At 28.2% G+C, this 20,941-nt stretch carries 18 protein-coding genes; 11 read left to right on the top strand and 7 right to left on the bottom strand.

Going from position 1 to position 20,941, the window contains the following annotated elements:
- Positions 1–164: 164 nt before the first annotated feature.
- Positions 165–932, bottom strand: a complete 768-nt coding sequence (locus tag QZU75_RS07655) for a hypothetical protein (RefSeq protein ID WP_296882757.1) — start codon at positions 930–932, stop codon at positions 165–167.
- Between the two features lie 249 nt (positions 933–1,181).
- Between QZU75_RS07655 and pseB the strand changes: the two genes are divergently transcribed.
- Genes pseB through pseI form a run of 5 tightly spaced genes read left to right on the top strand, consistent with a single transcriptional unit; the run spans position 1,182 to position 6,636 of the window.
- A complete protein-coding gene (gene pseB, locus QZU75_RS07650) occupies positions 1,182–2,174 on the top strand; it encodes a UDP-N-acetylglucosamine 4,6-dehydratase (inverting) (protein WP_296882755.1) in 993 nt (330 codons plus the stop codon).
- Entirely contained in the window at positions 2,175–3,317 is a 1,143-nt protein-coding gene (gene pseC, locus QZU75_RS07645; protein WP_296882753.1) for a UDP-4-amino-4,6-dideoxy-N-acetyl-beta-L-altrosamine transaminase, read from the top strand. It begins immediately after the preceding gene.
- Complete coding sequence (locus QZU75_RS07640; protein ID WP_296882751.1) at positions 3,318–4,154, top strand: glycosyltransferase family protein; 837 nt, start codon at positions 3,318–3,320, stop codon at positions 4,152–4,154. It abuts the gene before it with no gap.
- Position 4,155: 1 nt separating this feature from the next.
- Positions 4,156–5,583 carry a bifunctional UDP-2,4-diacetamido-2,4,6-trideoxy-beta-L-altropyranose hydrolase/GNAT family N-acetyltransferase gene (locus QZU75_RS07635; protein WP_296882749.1) on the top strand — a complete coding sequence of 476 codons (1,428 nt, stop codon included), beginning with the start codon at positions 4,156–4,158 and terminating at the stop codon, positions 5,581–5,583.
- Positions 5,584–5,589: 6 nt separating this feature from the next.
- Positions 5,590–6,636 (top strand): pseudaminic acid synthase, encoded by a 1,047-nt coding sequence (pseI, locus tag QZU75_RS07630; RefSeq protein ID WP_296882747.1) that lies wholly within the window; start codon positions 5,590–5,592, stop codon positions 6,634–6,636.
- Positions 6,637–6,646: 10 nt separating this feature from the next.
- Here the strand turns inward: pseI and QZU75_RS07625 are convergent, their stop codons facing one another.
- The 6 genes from QZU75_RS07625 to QZU75_RS07600 form a co-directional block, all read right to left on the bottom strand.
- Entirely contained in the window at positions 6,647–7,645 is a 999-nt protein-coding gene (locus QZU75_RS07625; protein WP_296882745.1) for an acyltransferase, read from the bottom strand.
- 502 nt (positions 7,646–8,147) lie between these two features.
- Positions 8,148–8,795, bottom strand: a complete 648-nt coding sequence (locus QZU75_RS07620; RefSeq protein WP_296882743.1) for an NTP transferase domain-containing protein — start codon at positions 8,793–8,795, stop codon at positions 8,148–8,150.
- Between the two features lie 11 nt (positions 8,796–8,806).
- Entirely contained in the window at positions 8,807–9,517 is a 711-nt protein-coding gene (locus tag QZU75_RS07615; RefSeq protein ID WP_296882742.1) for a class I SAM-dependent methyltransferase, read from the bottom strand.
- Between the two features lie 105 nt (positions 9,518–9,622).
- The gene (locus QZU75_RS07610) at positions 9,623–9,817 is read right to left on the bottom strand and encodes a hypothetical protein (protein WP_296882740.1); all 195 of its coding nucleotides are present in this window, start codon (positions 9,815–9,817) and stop codon (positions 9,623–9,625) included.
- 553 nt (positions 9,818–10,370) lie between these two features.
- Positions 10,371–11,210 (bottom strand): phosphorylcholine transferase LicD, encoded by an 840-nt coding sequence (locus tag QZU75_RS07605; protein ID WP_296882739.1) that lies wholly within the window; start codon positions 11,208–11,210, stop codon positions 10,371–10,373.
- Positions 11,211–11,270: 60 nt separating this feature from the next.
- Complete coding sequence (locus QZU75_RS07600; RefSeq protein ID WP_296882737.1) at positions 11,271–12,701, bottom strand: oligosaccharide flippase family protein; 1,431 nt, start codon at positions 12,699–12,701, stop codon at positions 11,271–11,273.
- 223 nt (positions 12,702–12,924) lie between these two features.
- Here QZU75_RS07600 and QZU75_RS07595 point away from each other — a divergent pair, with 223 nt between their 5' ends.
- The 6 genes from QZU75_RS07595 (at position 12,925) to QZU75_RS07570 (ending at position 20,940) form a co-directional block, all read left to right on the top strand.
- Positions 12,925–13,953 carry a glycosyltransferase family 8 protein gene (locus tag QZU75_RS07595; RefSeq protein ID WP_296882735.1) on the top strand — a complete coding sequence of 343 codons (1,029 nt, stop codon included), beginning with the start codon at positions 12,925–12,927 and terminating at the stop codon, positions 13,951–13,953.
- Positions 13,954–14,081: 128 nt separating this feature from the next.
- Complete coding sequence (locus QZU75_RS07590) at positions 14,082–15,137, top strand: glycosyltransferase family 2 protein (protein WP_296882733.1); 1,056 nt, start codon at positions 14,082–14,084, stop codon at positions 15,135–15,137.
- Positions 15,138–15,261: 124 nt separating this feature from the next.
- Positions 15,262–16,584, top strand: a complete 1,323-nt coding sequence (gene wecB / locus QZU75_RS07585) for a non-hydrolyzing UDP-N-acetylglucosamine 2-epimerase (RefSeq protein ID WP_296882732.1) — start codon at positions 15,262–15,264, stop codon at positions 16,582–16,584.
- Positions 16,568–17,422 (top strand): DUF4422 domain-containing protein, encoded by an 855-nt coding sequence (locus QZU75_RS07580; protein WP_296882730.1) that lies wholly within the window; start codon positions 16,568–16,570, stop codon positions 17,420–17,422. Before wecB ends, QZU75_RS07580 begins: the two co-directional genes overlap by 17 nt.
- Before the next feature lie 308 nt (positions 17,423–17,730).
- Positions 17,731–19,434, top strand: a complete 1,704-nt coding sequence (locus tag QZU75_RS07575; protein ID WP_296882729.1) for a glycosyltransferase family 39 protein — start codon at positions 17,731–17,733, stop codon at positions 19,432–19,434.
- Positions 19,435–19,884: 450 nt separating this feature from the next.
- Positions 19,885–20,940 carry a UPF0104 family protein gene (locus QZU75_RS07570; RefSeq protein ID WP_296882728.1) on the top strand — a complete coding sequence of 352 codons (1,056 nt, stop codon included), beginning with the start codon at positions 19,885–19,887 and terminating at the stop codon, positions 20,938–20,940.
- Position 20,941: the final 1 nt, after the last annotated feature.

Here is a 20,941-nt window from a genome sequence, read left to right as displayed (position 1 = left end):
TTGTTTGAAAGTAAGATTAATTCCTATTTTTTCCATTAATTTAGTTATATTCTATTTTTAAAAATATAAATAGTTTATCTTTTGATTTAAAGGTAATATTATGAAGTAAGAACAATTTTACTAAGTTGAAGCAATATTTGCATTTATTATTTGCCTTTGTTTCATTAGAGTACAATATCATTAATTATGCTCAAATTTCTTTTAACATATAATCTTTCAGAATTGCTGAATTCGCCGTTTTCAAGTAAAAAATAAATATATTCCCTGTAATAGTAAGCTATTTCATACCACGCATCATCATCCCAGTAGACCTGGTCGATAAACAGGTCCATTATCTCATTCAGTAGCCTGTAGGCTAATTTATATTCCTTTTGCTCGATTAAAGTGCAGATGTCTTTTTTCACGAAATTCTTGAGGGGAGTTCTCATATTGTGGAGTTTATAGTAACCGAATTCTTTCCCGCCATTTCTTAATATCCTTTTAAGCTTTCTTTCATAGGCTTTAGAATCAATCAAAGACTCTGTGCTGAATTGCTTGATGAAACTGTATTTGAGTTTCGGGTCTTTTTTAAATTCTTTTTTGAGGAATTTCTTAAGTTTTGATTCGGATATGACTTTCAAATCAGCACTGATGTCAATGTCTGAAATTTTTTCATGTTCGCTGTCATCTGTGAAATCTTCCAGTATCTCAGGAAACTCCTCCAGAAAATACAGCACTCCCGCTTCATGAGCACAGGATGATTTTTTAGAGCAGCTGCAGGACATGTCAAATAATAAGTTGTCCTGCAAAACAAGTTCAACATTGAACTCATTTTTTGATGTGATGATTGCTTTGAAAGTGTAGCCATCGTAACTGATATTTCCAATATTGTTTTTGTATTTAAGTCCCTGTTTTAATGTTGTTTTATTGAAATTCTTTTTCCAGCAGTTCATATTAACACATTTGTTATATTTTGCGGATATTAATTAAATCTTTAATTGACAATATATTCAAAATAATTACATGTCTGTATAATAATTAAATATCAATGTATTTAAGAATATTTTAAATATAAATATTCGTTTGATTTAAATTTGATATTTGATTTAGTTTTTCTTGAAATTTCATTTTAAATTAAATATTTAAGTATTTTAAAAACTATATAATATTACAATTAGGAATTAATATAATGGTGTTAACACATGTTAGATGATAAAGTAATTTTAATTACTGGAGGAACTGGTTCTTTTGGAAAAAAGTTCACTGAAAGAGTTTTAAAACAGTTCAATCCCAAAAAAGTTATTATTTATTCTAGAGATGAATACAAACAATATCTGATGCAAAGACAATTTGCCGAACATAAAAAGATATTACGTTATTTTATTGGAGATGTAAGGGATAAGCAACGTTTTGCTAGAGCTTGTGATGGTGTGGATATCATTGTTCATGCGGCTGCCCTAAAACAGGTGCCTGCCTGTGAATATAATCCTTTGGAAGCCATTAAAACCAACATTGACGGTGCAAGAACTATTGTTGATGTTGCAATTGACAAGGAAGTTGAAAAAGTAGTTGCACTGTCAACAGATAAGGCGGTAAATCCTTCAAATCTTTATGGTGCAACAAAAATGGTTTCAGATAAGCTATTCATCGCCGCCAATGCTTATGTTGGTGCAAAAAATACTAAATTTTCTGTAGTTCGTTATGGTAATGTAAGCGGAAGCAGAGGTTCTGTAATACCTTTCTTTAAAACATTGATTGATGAGGGCGCTACTAAATTGCCTATCACAGATATGAGAATGACTCGTTTTTGGATTACTCTTGATGAAGCAGTTGATCTTGTTATCAAAGCTATTGATGAAGCTAGAGGTGGAGAATTATTTATTCATAAATGTCCATCATTTAGGGTTATTGATTTGGCTGAAGCTATGCTTCCGGGATGTGAACTTGAAGATGTGGGAATCCGCGCAGGTGAAAAGCTACATGAAGTTATGATTACTGATGAAGATTCAAGATCTGCTTATGAATATGATGACTATTATATAATTTATCCGGAACTTGAATGGTGGTCTAATCATGAAGTCGAAGGCGGAAAAAAGGTTGAAGACAGATTTTTCTATGCATCAGATAATAATGAAGATTGGTTAACTGTTGAAGATCTTAGAGAAGCTTTAAAAGACATGGACATTATATATTAGGTGATTATTATTTCTAAATTTCTTCCTTATGGAAAACAGATGATTGATGATGAGGATATTGAAGAAGTGGTTAAGACCTTAAAATCTCCATTTATTACCCAGGGACCTAAAATCGAAGAGTTTGAAAGAGGTATTGCTAAATATTGCGGAGCAAAGTATGCAGTTGCATTTAACTCCGGTACTTCGGCTCTCCATGGTGCTTATTTTGCATTAGGTCTTAAAAAAGGAGATGAAATGATTACTTCTCCAAATACTTTTGTCGCAACAGCCAATGCAGGTCTTTATTTAGGTGCAAATGTAAAATTTGCAGATATAAAAAAAGAAACTGGAAATATTGATGTTTCTAAAATCAAAACAACAGAAAAAACTAAATTAATAACTCCGGTTCATTACTCCGGAAATCCTGCTGACCTGAAAGAGATCTCAGAAATTGATAATGTCAAAATCATTGAAGATGGTGCACATGCATTGGGTGCTATGTACAACGGCAAGAAAATAGGTTGTCTTACATATTCTGAAATGGCAATGTTCAGTTTCCATCCTGTAAAGCATATTACCACAGGAGAAGGTGGAATAATTGTCACAAATGATGAGAACTATTATGAAAGATTACAGTTATTCAAATCACATGGAATAACTAAAAACAATTTGGTTAATGAATTTCCAGGCGACTGGTACTATGAAATGCAGGAACTGGGATTCAATTATCGTATAACTGATATTCAATGTGCATTAGGCATTTCACAGCTTAAAAAATTAGATTCATTCGTTAAATCAAGAAGAAAAATTGCTAAAACATACAATGAAATCTTTGAAGATAATCCTTATTTTGATGTCACTTCTGAAAAGGAAAACAGAAAGTCTTCATATCATTTATATCCGATTTTACTTAAAGACCACTTAATAAAAGATAAAAAGGAAATTTTTGCAAAGCTCAGAGCTAATGGTCTTGGAGTACAGGTTCATTATATTCCAGTTTACAAACAGCCTTATTATCAGAAATTAGGATTTAAAAATGATTTATGTCCTGTTTGTGAAGAATTTTACAGAAAGGTATTCAGTATTCCAATGTATCCTACATTAACTGATGAGGATATTGAATTCGTTAATGAAACCCTTAATAAAGTACTTGGTGAGTTTTAAATGAAAATAGGCGCAATCATTCAGGCTAGAAGTTCTTCTTCAAGACTTGCGAAAAAAGTATTGAAACCTTTGCCTTTTGGTAGTGATATTTGTGTATTGCAGCAGGTTATCAGACGTGTTTTAAAATCAGAATTACTTGATGAAGTTATTGTTGCAACAAGCACAAACGAAGAAGACTTGGATATTGTCGATGTTGCAAAAAAGGAAAATGTACCTTATTACTGCGGTAGTTTGGATAATGTTTTGGAGAGATATTATAATGCTGCTGTTTTAAATGATTTGGATGTAATTGTTAGAATAACAAGTGACTGTCCATGCATGGACAGTAATGTAATTGATAAAATAATTCAAAATCATTTGGATTTAAATGCGGATTACACTTCAAATTCTCTTAAAGAGTCTTTTCCAAGAGGAATTGACGTTGAAGTAATTAATTTCAATGTTTTAAAAAGGGCATATCTGGAAGCATCTGAAAATTATGAAAAAGAGCATGTAACTCCATTTATATACAAATCACATCCTGATGAGTTTAAAATCAATTTATATGTTCAGGATGATGATAATTCAGACATTAGAATTACATTGGACACTCCGCAGGATTATACATTATTATGTTGTGTTTATGATAATTTATATGATGATGACAATTATTTTTCATTAAATGATGTCCTTGAGCTATTTGATAAAAAACCCTGGATGAAATCCATAAATAAAGAAATTATTCAAAAAAAGGTCTGTTCAACATTATCAGAAGAGATTGAAGAAGCAATTCATTTATGCGAAGTTCAGGATTTAAACAAAGCTAAAGAATTTATTGAAAATCACTTTGGAGCATAATATGGATGTTGTTATTTTAACTGAAGGTGGAAAAGATTTCGGTTTTGGCCATGTAGCCCGCTGCAGTTCAATTTATCAGGCTTTCAAAAAAAGAGATATTCTGCCCAAATTCATTATTAATGGTGATGAATCAGTCAAATCTATTTTAGATAATATCGATTTTAAAATTGATAATTGGCCGGAAGATATTTCATTTTTAAAATCATCAGATATTGTTGTAATTGATTCTTATTTGGCTGATTATGAAATTTATGTGGAAATTTCAAAAAAAGTATCTCTGGCAGTTTATTTGGATGATAATAAGCGCTTGGATTATCCTAATGGAATTGTCGTTAATGGTCTGATTAATGCATCCAGTTTAAATTATCCTCAAAATAATGAAATAAAAAACTTATTGGGATCAAAATATGCTCCATTAAGGGCTGAATTTTGGAATGTGTCCAAATTAGAAATAAACGATAATGTAAAAAACATTCTAATAACAATGGGAGGCAATGATTTAAGAAATCTAACTCCAAAAATATTAGGATTACTGAATGACAAATTTCCAAAGATTGAAAAGAAAGTAATTATAGCAGATAGTTTTGAAAACATTTCTGAAATTGAAGCTTTGAAAAGTGATTTTTCTGAATTGATTTATTCTCCGAATTCAAATGAAATGTTAAATGCAATGTCTGATGTTGATTTGGCCATTTCTGCAAGCGGGCAAACATTATATGAGCTGGCTTGTATTGGTGTTCCAACAATAGCCATTGGAATCATTGAAAATCAGAAAGACAATATTAAAAACTGGTCTAATATAGGTTTTATTGAATATGCGGGATGCTGGTGTGATGAAAACTTATTAAACAATATAACTGATAAAATTGATTATTTGCAGGATAAAAATATCAGATTTTACAAACACTCAGTAGGCATTAATGCTATTGATGGAAAAGGATCTTTAAGAATAGTTAAAGAAATTTTAAAGCAATATTATATTGAAAATTCTAATTTCAGGCAAATTAATGAATCAGATTGCTTGAAAATTTTTGAAATTGCTAACGATGATGAAGTAAGGCAAAGTTCATTCAATTCAGATAAAATCAAGCTGGAAGACCATAAAAAATGGTTTAAAAACATTTTAAAGGATGATTCTCTTAAATTTTTTGTATTGGAGTATGAAAACGATTTAATTGGTCAAATTCGTTTTGATAATGATGAGGAATATCCTGTAATCAGTATCAGTTTAAATAAGAAGTATCGGGGTCTTGGATTGTCTAAATATTTATTATCTAAGGGAATTGAATATGATAGCGAATATGATGAAATTGTTGCATATATTAAAAAGGATAATCATAGGTCAATTTCATTATTTAAATCAATGGGATTTAAAAAAGTGGATGAAGTTATAATAAAAGATTGTGAAGCATTTAAATTTATTAGGTGATAATGTATGGAATTCAATATTGGTGAATTTAAAATTGGAGCAGATAATCCAACATTCATAATAGCAGAGTTGTCTGCAAACCATATGAATGATTTTGATATTGCAGTTAAAACAATTGAATCTATTGCAAAATCAGGAGCTAATGCAGTAAAATTTCAGACATTCACTCCAGATACCATTACTTTAGATTGTGATAATGAGTATTTCCAGATTAAACAGGGAACTGTATGGGACGGTCAGGTTCTCTATGGGTTGTATGAGGATGCATACATGCCATGGGATTGGCAGCCTGAACTTAAAAAGATAGCAGAAGAATTGGGATTAATTGTGTTTTCTTCACCATTTGATAAGACTTCAGCAGATTTTCTAGAAAAGATGGATGTGCCAGCATATAAGATTGCATCTTTTGAAATTACAGATATTCCTTTAATTGAATATGTTGCAGGAAAAGGAAAACCTGTTATAATCTCAACGGGTATTGCCAGTCTGGAAGATATCAAACTTGCAGTTAAAACATGCTTGAATGCTGGAAATGACAGAATATCTTTATTGAAATGTACTTCATCATATCCTGCCCCCTATGATGAAATTAATCTAAATACAATTCCGGATTTGGCTGAAAAATTTGATGTTGTTGTAGGTTTGTCTGATCATACATTAGGCAGTGAAGTAGCTGTGGCAGCCGTTGCACTTGGAGCAAAGATAATTGAAAAACATTTCATTTTGGATAGGAATATGGGAGGTCCTGACAGTGAATTTTCAATGGAGCCTCATGAATTTAAGCACATGGTTGATTCTATTAGAAATGTTGAAATGGCATTAGGTAAAATCAGCTATGAACTGTCCGATAAAATAAAAGCAAACAGAGAATTTTCACGTTCGTTATTTGTCGTTGAAGACATTAAAAATGGAGAAATTATCACAGAAGATAATGTTCGCTCAATCAGGCCATCTTTTGGATTGGCTCCAAAATATTTGAAAAATATTTTAGGAAAACCTGTTAAAAAAGATTTAAAAAAAGGAACTCCATTTGAATTGGAGTTCATTGATTAAAAGTGTAAGCTTATACTCCAGAAACCTTTTTAACATAGGGAATTTTAGAGAAAACATATGGTAAAAGCCAAGATAGGAAAATGGTTGCAATAAACATCACTGGGAACAGTAATGTTGAATGAGGATTGATTTTTGACATAAACATGATTACAATAACATGTGAAAAGTACATTCCGTAGCTGCAAAGACTAATTGAACTGATTGCTTTTCCTACGAAGCTGTTTTTGATTGAATAGAATTTATTTTCATTATCTAGATATTCTATAAATAGATACGTTCCAATTCCCATTAGGACAACAGGTAGGTTTTGATACATTAATTCAACGGTATTAAAATTATCTCCTATTGGATAATATATTAAAACAATAAAAAGGATTAAAAGGACAGTTAATCCTAATTTCCACATTTTTGAATCAGAAATGTTAAACTTTTTAGTGGATAGATAATATCCTAGAACTGGATATCCAATAAAACCGGCGAACCAGTCTAATTTAAGGTGGGGTAAAATTGGATATAATCTGAATGTATTTAAAATTATGAAAATAAACCAAATTGCCAAGAAATACTCGCAGCCTTTTTCACCATATTCCTTAATGAAAATGTTGATTATTGGAATCGCTAAATAAATGCCTATCAATGTCCAAAAATACCATGCGATGGAAGGATTTCCAATAAATACGTTCCACATGTATGAATAGGGTTTGTGGAAATAGAAATTGGTTAAAGTGATTAAAATCATCCAAAAGATAAATGGATAAATGATTCTAGAGAATCTTCTTTTTAGAAAATCACCCAAATTAGAATAAGTTCTATTTAAAAGTAAAGCTCCGCTAATCATTAAAAAAATAGGAACTCCAAGTCTTCCAATATTGTAGTATGTTTGTTTGAATATGATTCCTGATGTGGTATTTAATGGTCCAAAATAGAAAGTTATATGACACATTATCACTGCTATAATCGCAAAAGTTCTTAAAAAGTCATAGTAGAATATTCTTTCTTTGGTTTTCATATAGATTATATTTGTTTTATTAAATTATTATTGTTTTGTGTCTACTATATGTATTATTACGAAAATTTTAGAATTATGAATAAATGCTTTTGAAATGAATCTAATTCTATAGCAATGGGGATTATAACTTGATAATGTTAGAAATCACAAAGAAAAAGTACTTAAAGTGTTCCTCCAATAATTTAATTTTTTGTTGGATTTTTATTTAAATATTTAACCTATGAATATTGAATTTGAGTAGTTTCGGGAGTTATTTTATATTTGAAATTTCATTTGTTACTTTTTTAGAGATTTTAGTTATTTTTTTATATTTTCATATAGCAATATAGTTCAATTTAAAAAGAAGTTATAACGAGATAAATAGAAAAAACAACTAAAAATAAGAAAAAATATAAAAAAATCTGCACAAAAAATCAATTAAAAATTTGTGTCACATTCTCATATAAAATTAATATAATGAAACTTTAATCTTCAGTCATGAAAAAAGTTTCAATTAATTTTGTTATAATTTATCTAAATTAGCTAATGCCACTTCATAATCTCCAGGAGTATCCACTTCGTATAGATGTTTGATTATGAATGCTTTTAAAGGCAAATGTTTTATGAATTGCGGGTAAACATAGTCTTCATTTTTATCCATAATGACCGGTTTATTTATGCAAGCAATATTTGCCCATTCAAAATCAGTTTTTGGTTGTCTTTGAAAGGAAATGACCTCTTGATTTTCGTTTAAGTTGACATAAACACCATCTTCTGTTTTAGCTGGAGTTATTCCAAGAAGGGTTTCACCATCATAAGAGTTAACAAAATTGTCAAATTCTTTTTTATTAATTAACAAGTCCCCATCTATTGAAACGTATGGTTCATCGAAATCTTTTGTCGCTAAATCTATTGAAAAGGCAGTGGAGTTATTTTTAAAACCTGGGTTATGTATGATTCTCAGGTCTTCTCTTTTGTCCTTAACATAATCCACCACATCTTCACATTTATAACCAACAACAAGGGAAACAAGTTCAAAATCTTTAACCAATTCTAATTGGTGGTCTATAATTCGTTTATCTTTGGTGATATTAACTAATGTCTTAGGCATATTTTTGCCTAATCTTGATCCAAGTCCTGCTGCACAAATAACTGCATGTTTGATTTTCAATATAATTCCTCCTATTTTAAAATAAAATATCTATAACCTGTTTCGTCATGTTTGTTTAAGGTTTCATGAATTTTATCGCTTTTGATATCGGTTATATTTTCAAATCCTTTAAAAAATTCTAATAATTCGTCTTTGGTTCTGTAAATAGCATTATAATCGGCATCTAAATCTTCTGAATAAAAGTCTTTTAGTGTTAATCTGGTGTCCATTACTGAAATTGTTTCACGAATGTATATTATTTTATCTTTTGAAGCTATTTTATTGATTTCTTTAATCATCTGTGAAATGTCTTCGTCATTAAGATAAATTAAAACGCCAGCTATGAAAATAATGTCGAATGGTGGTTTTATGAGTAATTCGTCGGTATTGATCTCTAATGCGGACATTACCTGGAATTCGCAGTTTTCATAGTTATAATATTCATTGGCTAGTTTTATGAGATTTTCAGCATAATCTAAGCCAAGATAACTTTCACATTTGTCATGAAATACTTCTGCCCATCTTCCAAGTCCACAGCCAATTTCAATAATCTTTTTATCAGTCAGGTCAATATTTTCTAATAATATTTTTGATTCTTCATTTTGTCTCTGATCTAAATTTTCTTTATCTTGAAATGATGTAATTGTCATAAGGCTATCTACTTCCTTATTTGCCCGTTTATCGAAGAATTCTTTTACATTTTCTTTGTTTATCTCTTCGTTTTTTCCATATAATCTTGCCATTTTATCACAACTTGGTACATTTAAATATTAATATTTATATTTTGCTCTATAATAAAGTATCTATAACAGGTTTCATCATATTTCTTTAAATTTTTATAAATTACATCACTTGGGATTATTTTTAAATCCTCTGAAAAAGTCCATTAATTCGTCTTTAGTTCTATAAATTGTACTGTAATTAGTTTCTAGATTTTTAGAGTAAAAATCTTTAAGTGTTAAAGGAGGGTCCATTACTGAATTCGTTTCTCTGATATAAATTGTTTTTTCATCAGAAATTATTTCATTGAGTTCATTAATCATTTTAGGGATATCATAATTATTTAAAAATACTAATACTCCTGCAATAAAATAACATCAAGGAGGTTCTACTAATAATTCATCTATTTTAATATCTACTGCGACATTACTTGGAAAAACAGTTTTTATATTTGTAATTTACTTTGTGATGTCAATTAAATTTTTAGCAAAATCTGATTCTAGATAACAATCACATTTGTCGTGAAATATTTTTGCAAATCTTCCTATTCCACAGATGATTTCTAAAATTTTTTCCAGTTAGATTGATATTTTCAAAGACAATCTTTGATTCTTCTTGTCTTTTGTCTAAGTTTTCTTTATCTTGGAAAGAGGGGATTTCATTAAATTTATCACGTTTTTTGGCATGTTTATCATAAAAGTATTTTACATAATCTTTATCAATATCTTTTTTTTCATTGTATAATCATGTCAAATTAACAAATTATTTATAGTTAAATTAATATCATATTATGTATTATTTGTATTTATTTTTTTTACATATAGATGAGACTTTCAATAAAATTTCTTATTAATCATATAATTTGATATGTCATGATTAATATTTTCCAAAATCAATTTCGAGTGGGCAATGATTTGTTTGTTTGTCTTTTGGTGGAATTTCCATATAATTGCCAAAATTAATTTTTAAATAATTGTCATAGTTATTAGGAATATTGATTTCAATTGATTCAAATTTAACTTTTCTTGGAGGTTTTATTGTATCTATTCTAAGAGGTTCATCATATGATATTGCAGCTAAGTCGTAAACTAATGAATGTGATTTGTCAGATTTGTCATGTAATTTATTCAGTAATTTTTTGTATAATTTTTTATATGTTTTATTATTGATGTTTAATAAACGGAAAATAAATTTTATGCAATAAATAATTATTTTTTTATATGTTGAATTGTAATACTCATTTTGGATAATTTCTAGTATATATGCTATTTTTTTTAATATTTTAACTCTTTTTTTAAAAATCTTAAATTTGAAGTTATCTGATGGAATATAATCAAATATGAATATGTCAATGTTAATTCCGACATTAAACGATTTTTTCAAACACCAATAATTTTTAAACTTTGTTCCTTTTAAAGACAATTTGGAAAACATATAATGGTAATCTTCGTATTTATCTATGCTCAATAATTCATATTTTTCGGATTGCATTTCATCCATAATTTTTAAAAATTTTTCGTAATCTTCTCTTAACATCAATACATCAATATCATCGTCCCATGGAATGAACCCCCCATGGCGTATAGTGCCGATTACAGTTCCTCCATAAGCATAATATTCTAAATTATTTTTTTCACAAATTTTTATAAAGTCTTTTAAAATCATTAATTGGACATCTTGCACATGTTTTAAAGTATTTTTATCATATTCTGCCATGTTTACACCATTTTTTAATAAATAATTAAGAAAAAATAATGTTTCAAGTTTATTAGTTAATTAGTTTTTACCTAAAATTTCTTTAATAATATATTTATCATCATCATCAAATAATTTTATAAGAACAAGAGTCATGAAATAAATTATTATTCCAACAGGTATTGCAACCCACATGTTTAAGTTTAAGTAGTATAGTGCAATTCCTAAAACTGTAGACCCCATAATTATTTTTCCCAAATCCAAATATAATTTTTTATTTGGTCTATGCCCTAATCTGTATATTATATAAATCTGTATTATTACAATTAAAATATCACTTAAAACAGTTGTTATTGCTGCACCATCATATGATAAATATGGTATCATAAATATATTTAAAATGACATTGAATATTGCAGCTATTGTATAGATTTTGGTTACGGCAACCTCTTTGTGTGATGCATTTAACAAGGTATTGCATGCCCCACTAACAAATAATAAACAGACGGTCCAAATTAAAATGGATAAAACTGATGATGCGGGATCATATTTATTTCCATAAATTAGTTGTATTATATCTAATGAGTAAAACATTGTTGCAATAGCTATAGGAATTATTATCATCATTAAATATTTGATTGATTTTTCAAAACTTATTAAAAGCATTGATTCATCATCTTTGAAAAATCTGCTCATAACCGGAAATATGACTGCGGTATAAACGGAATAAAATAATGTTAAAACTGAAATTAATTTATATGTTGCATTATAAATTCCAGTAGCATAACTTCCAACCATATTTTGAAGCATAACCACATCAATTGAATAATAAATAATATATAACAAACTAGTTACTGCAAAAGGTAATGAATATCTTGTAATTTTTTTACAAAACTCTATATCCAAATCAAATTTTGGTTTAGTGACATTTTTCTTAAGAGAATAATACATATAACCTAATACAAGGGCATTAGCTAAAATATAAGAAATAGCAATTCCAATAATTCCAAAATTTGCAAATATTGAAATTAAAATAAATATTAATAAAATTAGATGTAATGCGGTGTTTGCAATTCCCTGATATTTTCCTTCTTCAAATGCTTGGAAAGTACCATTAAATAATCCAATAAATGATCTAATAATCATCTCAATTGTAAAAAGTAAGGTGATAATTATAGTAAGTTCATCTGATTTCATAAGTATTAATACAATTAATGTTAAAATAATGGTTCCAATTGCAAAAATACTTTTCAAGGGTATGGCATTACCCAAATAAGTGGGCGCAGAATCATAATCTGTTGCAATATGCCTTACAATATGAGTACTAATGCCTAAATCCACAGTAATTGCTAAAATACCGGTTAAAGATGTTGCAAAACCAAAAAGGCCGTATTTTTCAACTCCAAGATACCTAGCCATTAAGATGGTCCAAATAAATCCACAAACAGAAGCGACAATCTGTGAAATCATTAACCAACCCATATTGTTGAATATTGTACGAATTTGACTCATGGTATCTTCTTTAATCAATATAATTTATTAATTAATTATAAATTAACCAATATATAATTTTTATCATGATTTTCTACAATCTCAAAAATAACAATTCAATATGTCTCTGAAATTAGAATTGTTTAACCCTATGAAAAAATTAATTCTTAAGATATTGAGTTTTTTGATTAAAAACTTTTAAAAATTATGATTAATAAATATTATCTGTGTTAGGTGATATCAAATGAATATAGTATTAGCTTCTGATGACAATTATGTCCCTTTATTAACCATATCAATAGTGTCTATTTTAGAAAATAATATCAATGATTTTGACGAAATAAATGTATTTATTTTAAATGATGGCATTACAAATCAAAATATTGAAAAAATAAAGAATAATTTAAACAAATATAATTGTAACCTATATTTTATAAAAACAAAGAATATTGAAAATTTAAATTCTAAGATAGTGTCTCTTGAAAGGGATAATATAGCTTCTTTTACTACTTATTCAAGATTGTTTATTTCAAGTTTAATTCCAGATAATATTGATAAAATAATATATATTGATTGTGATATTCTTAATGTGGATTCATTAAAACAGTTATGGGAAGAAGATATTTCAGATTATTATTGTGCTGCGGTACTAGACTGTTGCAATACTACAATTCAAGAAATGTTGGGCATTTCTGAAGAGGATAACTATATCAATGCAGGCATGCTATGTATTAATTTAAAAAAATGGCGTGAAGATAATGTTGAAGATAAATTCATAGAATTTATTATGAATAATCAGAATAGATTTTATCAACACGATCAAGGAATAATCAATAATACTTTTAAAAATAAAATTAAAATTATTTCACCTAGATATAATCTTCAAGGATATTTCCAGTACATGTCTTATAAGGTGTCTAAAAAGTTTTCTTGTATTGATAAGGAATATTACTCTAAAGAAATCATGGATGATGCTAGGAAAAATCCGATATTTTTACATTTTTGTGCAGCGGACTTCTTTAGGCCATGGCAAAATGAAAAACATCCTTATGCAGAAGTATACAAACATTATGCCAAATTAGCAAATTTTGAATCTGTTATTGATTATACTGCAAATTTTAATGGTAAACAAAGATTATTCCAAAAATTATCTGAAAATAAAATTGGTGATTTTATTTTAGGTTTGACACCATATTTTTTAGTTAAAAATGTGATTAATAAAAATGCGGTTAAAGAAATGGAGATGGAATTTGAAAAAGCTAAACAAAATTGATTAAAATTTTAGGAATATTTTAATTAATTTTGTAGGCATAAACAGTTCAAATTATCTTTTTATAAAAATATAAATATTTATATGAGTATATATCAAATTATTATTAGATATCGTATTGGAGATAATATATGTATTATTTAACAATGATAATACCTGCTTTTAATGTTGATGACTGCTTGGATACTGCAATGGATTCCATAATTAATCAAACAATTGGTTTTGAAAACATTGAAGTAATCATAGTTGATGATTGTTCTACAGATAATACTAGGCAAATAATTAATGAATATGTTAATAAATATGATAATTGTAAAGGAATCTTTTTAGAGAAAAATAATGGTGGTGCGGGAATTCCTAGAAATGTAGGAATCAAACAAGCTTCATCTAAATATTTAATGTTCATTGATCCAGATGATGAATGGGAAAAAGATGCTTGTGAAGTATATTATAATAAAATTGTCGAAACAGGTGCTGATTTAGTTTATTCACATTGGACATTTGTTGCTGGAGATAAATTATCTAAAACATCTCATAATTTTTTAAAAGAAGAAAAAGAATATGTTTTTGATGATAATAAAGATAATATAATTAATTATCATAAATATTACCGTCCAGGAATGTGTGCTGGAATATATGATAAACAATTTGTATTGGACCATCATCTTGAATGTCCTAATGAATTAGGGGAAGATGGATATTTTACTTTAGAAACAATATTTAATGCTAAAAAAATTGTATTCATTGAATATTATGGGTATTATAATAAATTAAGGGATACTGATGAAAAAACTTCAATTACAAATATTCGTGATGAAGAAAAATTTAAATCCAGAATAAATGCGGTTTATTTAATGTATAATTTATTAAAAAAATACCATGCTGAAAATAATTTATTTGTTGTTTATGATGAAATGAGAGTTTTAATTTATCAAGCTTATACTTTAATGCCGGGAATTTCATGGAAAAAGAGAAAGATTTTCTTTAAAGAAATCTATGAACTGGAAAAGGAGTTAAATATTAAAGATTTTGATGTAATTCATTTTAAAATTTTAAATTATTTTATTGCACATGAACACTATTCTATTGCAGCTTTTATTTCTGAAATATTAGGTCGTGTTTATGATAGTCCTGTTTTACGTAAAATGATGCGTAAAGTTTCATTTTTAATTTCAACTCAATATTAAAATGATTAACTTTGTTAGAGTATAAGTTTCAAATTAACAATTTAAAACACTAGAATTCATTGAAATTTTTAATAAGTGTATTGTTTATGAATAATTGTTTATTAAAATAATGGTTGTGGATAGGATGAAAATAATGAGTATTATAGGTACAAGACCAGAAATTATTAAGATGGCGCCCATCATTGCTGAAATCAATCAAAGAGGAATCAATCAAGTTGTTTTACATACTGGACAACATTATGATAAAGAGATGTCTGATAACTTTTTTAGAGATTTAGAAATTCCCACCCCTGATTATAATATTCATGTTGGTTCTGATAGTCATGGAAAACAAACTGGAAATATGATGGCAGGTATTGAAGAAATCATGGTTGAAGAAAAGCCGGATATTGTGCTTGTTCAAGGAGATACTAATGCAGTACTTGCAGGTGCTCTTGTTGCGGCAAAATTACATATTGCTGTAGGTCATGTTGAAGCGGGTCTTAGATCATTTGATTTAACAATGCCTGAGGAGATTAATAGGAAGGTTGCAGATATCTGCTCTGTTATGTATTTTATCCCAACTGAAGAATCTGCAATTAATCTTTTAGCCGAAGGGTTTTCTAGAAAAAATTTAATCATAACTGGAAATACTGTTGTTGATGCATGTTTTAGGCATTTAAAAATAGCTGAAAAAAGGGGATTCGGGGAAAATTCTTTAAAAGATTTAAATATTGATAATATGGAAAATATTTTAACATTAACAATGCATAGAGCAGAAAATGTTGATGTAAAAAACAGGGTGGAAAATATTATCGGTGCTTTAAAAGAATTGGATGAAATGAATATTATTTTCCCAATACATCCTCGTACTAAAAATACTCTTGAAAATTTCGGATTATTTGATGAATTAAATAATTTGGAACATGTTCATATTATTAAACCAATTGGATATTTGGATTTCTTACTTTTAACTTCAAAATCTACATTAATTTTAACAGATTCTGGAGGTCTTCAAGAAGAAGCAATAACTCTTGATGTACCTGCATTGACATTGAGATATAATACTGAAAGACCAGAAACAGTAACTGCGGGTGGAAATATTTTAGTTGGCTCAGATAAAAAAGCTATTTTGGATAATTCTCGTAAAATTTTAAATGATTCTGAATTTGCAGAAAAAATGCGAAATGCACCAAATCCGTATGGTCAAGGAGATGCCGCAAAAAATACTGTTGATGCTATTGAAAAATATTATGATGAAGGATTATTAAAAATCACTGCTCCTGAAGATATTATGAGTTCATTTACTAGAAAAATAGAAAATATTTCTGAGGATATTTCTGTCAATGATTTTGAAGATGGTGAAAATGCATTAGTTTATATGGTATTTGATGGTGAAAAAATGGTATTTCCTAGTGATGAACTAAATTTAAATGGAATGATGGTTATTTATGATAAAAGAGAGTAGCTCAATTAATTCAAAAGGATTTAAAAATTCAATGTCTGTTTTTGTTTTAACACATAAAAAATTTGATTGTCCTAATGAGGAAATTTATATTCCTTTATTAAATGGTAGTGTAAATTACAATGATGATTTTGGCTATTTGAGAGATGATTCCGGTGATAACATTTCAGATTTAAACAATTACTATGCTGAAATGACTGGTGAATATTGGGCTTGGAAAAATTCAGATGCAGATATAATTGGATTTTGCCATTATAGAAGATATTTTGCCAAAAATATTACATTAAATATACTTAAAAAGGAAGATATTGAAGAAATATTAACTGATTATGATATTATCATGCCAAATAAAGTTCGTATGGGTATGACAAATGTTGATGACATTAAAAAGACAAGAAAATATCTTGATTATGGTCCTTATATTGAAGATTATTGCAAATTAAGAAATGTTTTAGAAAAGGATTATCCGGAATATCTTCCATTTTATGATGAAATGCTAAATGAAAAGGAATGTTACTGGTTTAACATGTTTATTTGTAAAAAAGAATTGGCAGATGATTATTTCGAATGGGTTTTTGATATTTTAAAAAAGATGGAGTCTGAAATTGATTTTGAAAAATATCCTGAAAATCAAAGAAGGATTTTAGGATTTTTGTCTGAAAGATTAATTAATGTTTACATTAAAAAAAATCAGTTAAAAGTTAAAGAAAAACCTATTTTAATTAGTGACCGTAAAATTCCATTGATTTATGTAATTGGTTTTAGATTTTCAATTGTTATTCCATTATTTAAGTTTTTTACTCAAGTCAAATATGAATTTTTGAAAAAGAATAAAAAATAGAAAACTAATTAAATCTAGTTATTAGGATAATTTATTTCTTTTTATAGCTCAATTATATTAAAAAAATTATCTTGAGAGGTTAAAGATAGTTTTATAATTGTTTTTATAGATAACTTTAAATTGTTTTGACTTCAAAATATTTTTATGGAACTTTTAAAGTAGATATTTTAAAATTATCTTTAACTCTTCTGATAAAAATTGTTGGATATGGAATATTTAAGTTTTTTTTCAATTTTTACTTTAAAAAATTCAAAATTAAGTTTCATATTATGGGAGTTCATCCAGTTTAAGATTTTTATGGAGATATTATGGATTTTAAACAGCATAAAAATGACATAATTACGATTTCAGCTTTAACAGTAATTTTAGTCACTATCACATTATTATTGCTCAATATCGATGGAAAAGCAGGAGTTTATTATGTAAGGGATGTTTTTTTCTATTTAAATAATGCTCTATTTTATGCAGGCTATGATACTGGATTTAATGCCACTAAAGGTTTGTCTCCATTTATTCCAATGCTGACCTCATTATTTTTCCGAATGGGATTCATATATGATTTTACAATAATTGTTGTAAGCAGTGTATTTTACATATTATCTGGAATAGGAATATATTTTTTATTCAGATTAAGGTTTAGTGAAGTTTTAAGTTTCACAGGAGCCATGATTCTGGCAACTTTTCCATTGGTTTTAGTTTGGGTTACTAAAGGAATGATTGATATTCCTGGGATGTGTATCTCGATTTGGGCTGTTTATTTCATGAGATTATCATTCAAAAAAGATCCAAAATTCTCATACCTTGCCTTTGCATTGGTTATTCTTGGCTTTTTTACAAGATATACTGGTGTTTTAATGATTCCTGTTTTGTTGATTCAATATCTTCTCGTTGATAATCCTATAGAATACATTAAAGAAAATTTAAAGCATATTGTCATAGCACTTTGTTCAGGAGCACTTGTTTTTGCAATTTTTATAGGGATTTACTATTATCTTGATATCAGTCTGTTTTTCGTATCTCAAGGACAGGGGATTACACAAGCTCAAAACACCTCAAATATGCTACATTACTTCACATACTATGTCAATAATATTCCGATTTATTTGGGCAGTGCTAAATTCATTCCTTATTCATTGAAACCAGGTGTATTCTTAATATCTGAAATGGAGTGGATTGGGGGTAAGCCTTCTAGAATATCTTACCTATTTTTAGTAATTATGGCTATTGGATTTGTGTTGTACATGATAAAACTGTTCGGCAAGGAAAATAGAGGGATTTTAAAACATGAAAATAAAAAATTAAAATTTTTGGTGATTTTAATATGTTTAATAGTATTTTTAGCAACATATACAAAGATATCAATTATTTACTCTGAAATTATTGCTTCAATCGCTTTGCTGGCTTTATATTATATATTAAACAAGACAAAAATGGAGTATTTTACTTTGGATTTTGTAATGTTTTACTGGTTCATGGTTAATTTCCTCTTTTTTACCTATTACAGTATCAAAGTGGACAGGTACTTTATTCAAATGCTGCCGTTCTTTGCATATTCAATAATCCTGTCTCTTGATTTAATATTTGAAAAGTTCAAAAATATAAAATACATGGATAAAATTAAGGTAATTGTACCTATAGGATTGATATGCTTAATTTTATTGTGTTCATGTGTTTATGCACTTTCAAATTCTCCACATACCTATGATAATCAAATGCATGACAATTTCATGACAGCATCTTTTGAAGAAAAAGATGTGTGCAATTGGCTTATGAAATACGACTCTCAGTATATGAATAAAACAATTTGGGCCGACCGTGGTGGAGACATGTCCTTTTTATTAAAAAAAGATGTTACTTCGGTTGAAGATATTTCAAAACAAAGTAATTTTACAGATAAATTAAAGGATAATAATATTACTTATTATATTGCAAATTATAATAATACTGTTGGACAGCCTTATACTAAGCTGTATCAAAATGGTGAAGTATCGTTATATCATTTAGGAAAATAATATCTGACTTTTAAAGTTGGACATAATTTTGTATTAAATTAATATTTTTTCCATTTTTTTTAGTTGTTAATTTGTATATTGCCAAAATATTCATTATCTTAGCGACAAAAATAATTTACATAACTATATAAAAATGGAAAATTAGGGCAGATAAAAATGAATGGGACAACATATGTCATTCGTCCTTGTAATGATTGGTTCTGCAGTTTGACTTGGAATATCGAAATGTCATTATGCGATTTATTTTTTAGAATTACCATTTAAAATTTGTAAATTTTAAAATATGGTTATTTCACAATAATCTTTTAAAATTCTAATTTTTTCATGATAATAATAACAAATGAGATTATTTGGTGAAATAATTAAATAAAATATCTATTTAGGGAGGGGTTTTTAAAAGATTAATATTATAGGAAATTATTTATAGAAATATCCTATAAACTTATTAATATGGATAAAAAATCTGCTATTTTCATCATAGTTAGTTTTCTAATTTTGATAGTAATGTTCCATTTCATTGGAATTGAAAATATTATAGATGCTTTAAAAACCGCTAACTTAGGTTTAATAGCTCTAGCTATTTTTATACAGGTATTCACTTATTTTTTATACACTCTGCGTTGGAAACTGGTCAATGATGCGGTAAATATCAAGGTCAGCTTCAGAAGTCTTTTTCCTATGATGATGGTGGGGCTTGCGGTTAACAACATCACTCCTTCAGGCCGTGGAGGGGGAGAACCTGTCAGGGCTTATATTTTATCCAGGGAAGAGGGTTATGATTTGAAAGATACTTTTGCAGGTGTTGTGGCAGATAGGGTTTTGGATACATTCCCTTTTATTGTTCTTGCAGCGATAACCCTTGTGGCTATGCTTTTGTACTTTGAGATTCCCACCTGGCTGGTTGTTGTTTTGCTTTTGGCTGTAATCGGAATTCTTGTGGTTTTGGGAATTCTTGTCTATTTATGTATAAATCAGAGTTTTGGAATCCGCCTTGAAAAATTCATTTTCAGAATCGTTAACAGGTTCTATAAAAAAAGTTCCGAAGACCTGGAAAAAAGCATTCATGAAAACATCTTCGGTTTTCAGAAAACCATGTCTATGCTGATTTTAAACAAGAAGCTTTTGTATTATACTGTTCCTTTGTCCTTTTTGATTTGGATTTTTGAGATTTTAAGGGTATATATTGTATTTTTGGCATTCGGAGCTTCTTTGAATGTTATTGTCATTGGTGAAGTATTCATTCTTGCATCTCTTGTCGGTATGATTCCTTTACTTCCTGGAGGTCTTGGTGCAACTGACGGTTTGATGATTGGACTTTATTCAAAGGCAGGAGCTTCAACATCACTGGTAGCCCCTGTAACTATGATTGAAAGGTTGATTTCATTCTGGATGGCTACAATTATTGGACTTGTGATTTTACCTCACTACGGTTCATCTGTCTTGGAAAAAAGATCTATTGGTTCTTCTGTTGAAGAACTGGATAAATCCATCAGTGATGAAAACTGAT

Origin of the sequence: uncultured Methanobrevibacter sp., from assembly GCF_902764455.1 — an archaeon.
Lineage (GTDB): Archaea > Methanobacteriota > Methanobacteria > Methanobacteriales > Methanobacteriaceae > Methanocatella.
The sequence above is the reverse complement of the archived record's forward strand: the minus strand, read 5'-3'. Positions and strand labels throughout refer to the sequence as shown.

Bases quoted from the DNA above. Each gene is read 5' to 3' on its own strand.
- QZU75_RS07625 (WP_296882745.1), bottom strand. From the start codon at position 7,645: ATGAAAACCAAAGAAAGAATATTCTACTATGACTTTTTAAGAACTTTT.
- QZU75_RS07605 (WP_296882739.1), bottom strand. From the start codon at position 11,210: ATGGCAGAATATGATAAAAATACTTTAAAACATGTGCAAGATGTCCAA.
- QZU75_RS07590 (WP_296882733.1), top strand. From the start codon at position 14,082: ATGTATTATTTAACAATGATAATACCTGCTTTTAATGTTGATGACTGC.
- pseI (WP_296882747.1), top strand. From the start codon at position 5,590: ATGGAATTCAATATTGGTGAATTTAAAATTGGAGCAGATAATCCAACA.
- QZU75_RS07600 (WP_296882737.1), bottom strand. From the start codon at position 12,701: ATGAGTCAAATTCGTACAATATTCAACAATATGGGTTGGTTAATGATT.
- QZU75_RS07575 (WP_296882729.1), top strand. From the start codon at position 17,731: ATGGATTTTAAACAGCATAAAAATGACATAATTACGATTTCAGCTTTA.
- wecB (WP_296882732.1), top strand. From the start codon at position 15,262: ATGAAAATAATGAGTATTATAGGTACAAGACCAGAAATTATTAAGATG.
- QZU75_RS07615 (WP_296882742.1), bottom strand. From the start codon at position 9,517: ATGGCAAGATTATATGGAAAAAACGAAGAGATAAACAAAGAAAATGTA.
- QZU75_RS07570 (WP_296882728.1), top strand. From the start codon at position 19,885: ATGGATAAAAAATCTGCTATTTTCATCATAGTTAGTTTTCTAATTTTG.
- QZU75_RS07610 (WP_296882740.1), bottom strand. From the start codon at position 9,817: ATGATTAATGAACTCAATGAAATAATTTCTGATGAAAAAACAATTTAT.
- QZU75_RS07640 (WP_296882751.1), top strand. From the start codon at position 3,318: ATGAAAATAGGCGCAATCATTCAGGCTAGAAGTTCTTCTTCAAGACTT.
- QZU75_RS07635 (WP_296882749.1), top strand. From the start codon at position 4,156: ATGGATGTTGTTATTTTAACTGAAGGTGGAAAAGATTTCGGTTTTGGC.
- QZU75_RS07580 (WP_296882730.1), top strand. From the start codon at position 16,568: ATGATAAAAGAGAGTAGCTCAATTAATTCAAAAGGATTTAAAAATTCA.
- pseB (WP_296882755.1), top strand. From the start codon at position 1,182: ATGTTAGATGATAAAGTAATTTTAATTACTGGAGGAACTGGTTCTTTT.
- QZU75_RS07655 (WP_296882757.1), bottom strand. From the start codon at position 932: ATGAACTGCTGGAAAAAGAATTTCAATAAAACAACATTAAAACAGGGA.
- QZU75_RS07595 (WP_296882735.1), top strand. From the start codon at position 12,925: ATGAATATAGTATTAGCTTCTGATGACAATTATGTCCCTTTATTAACC.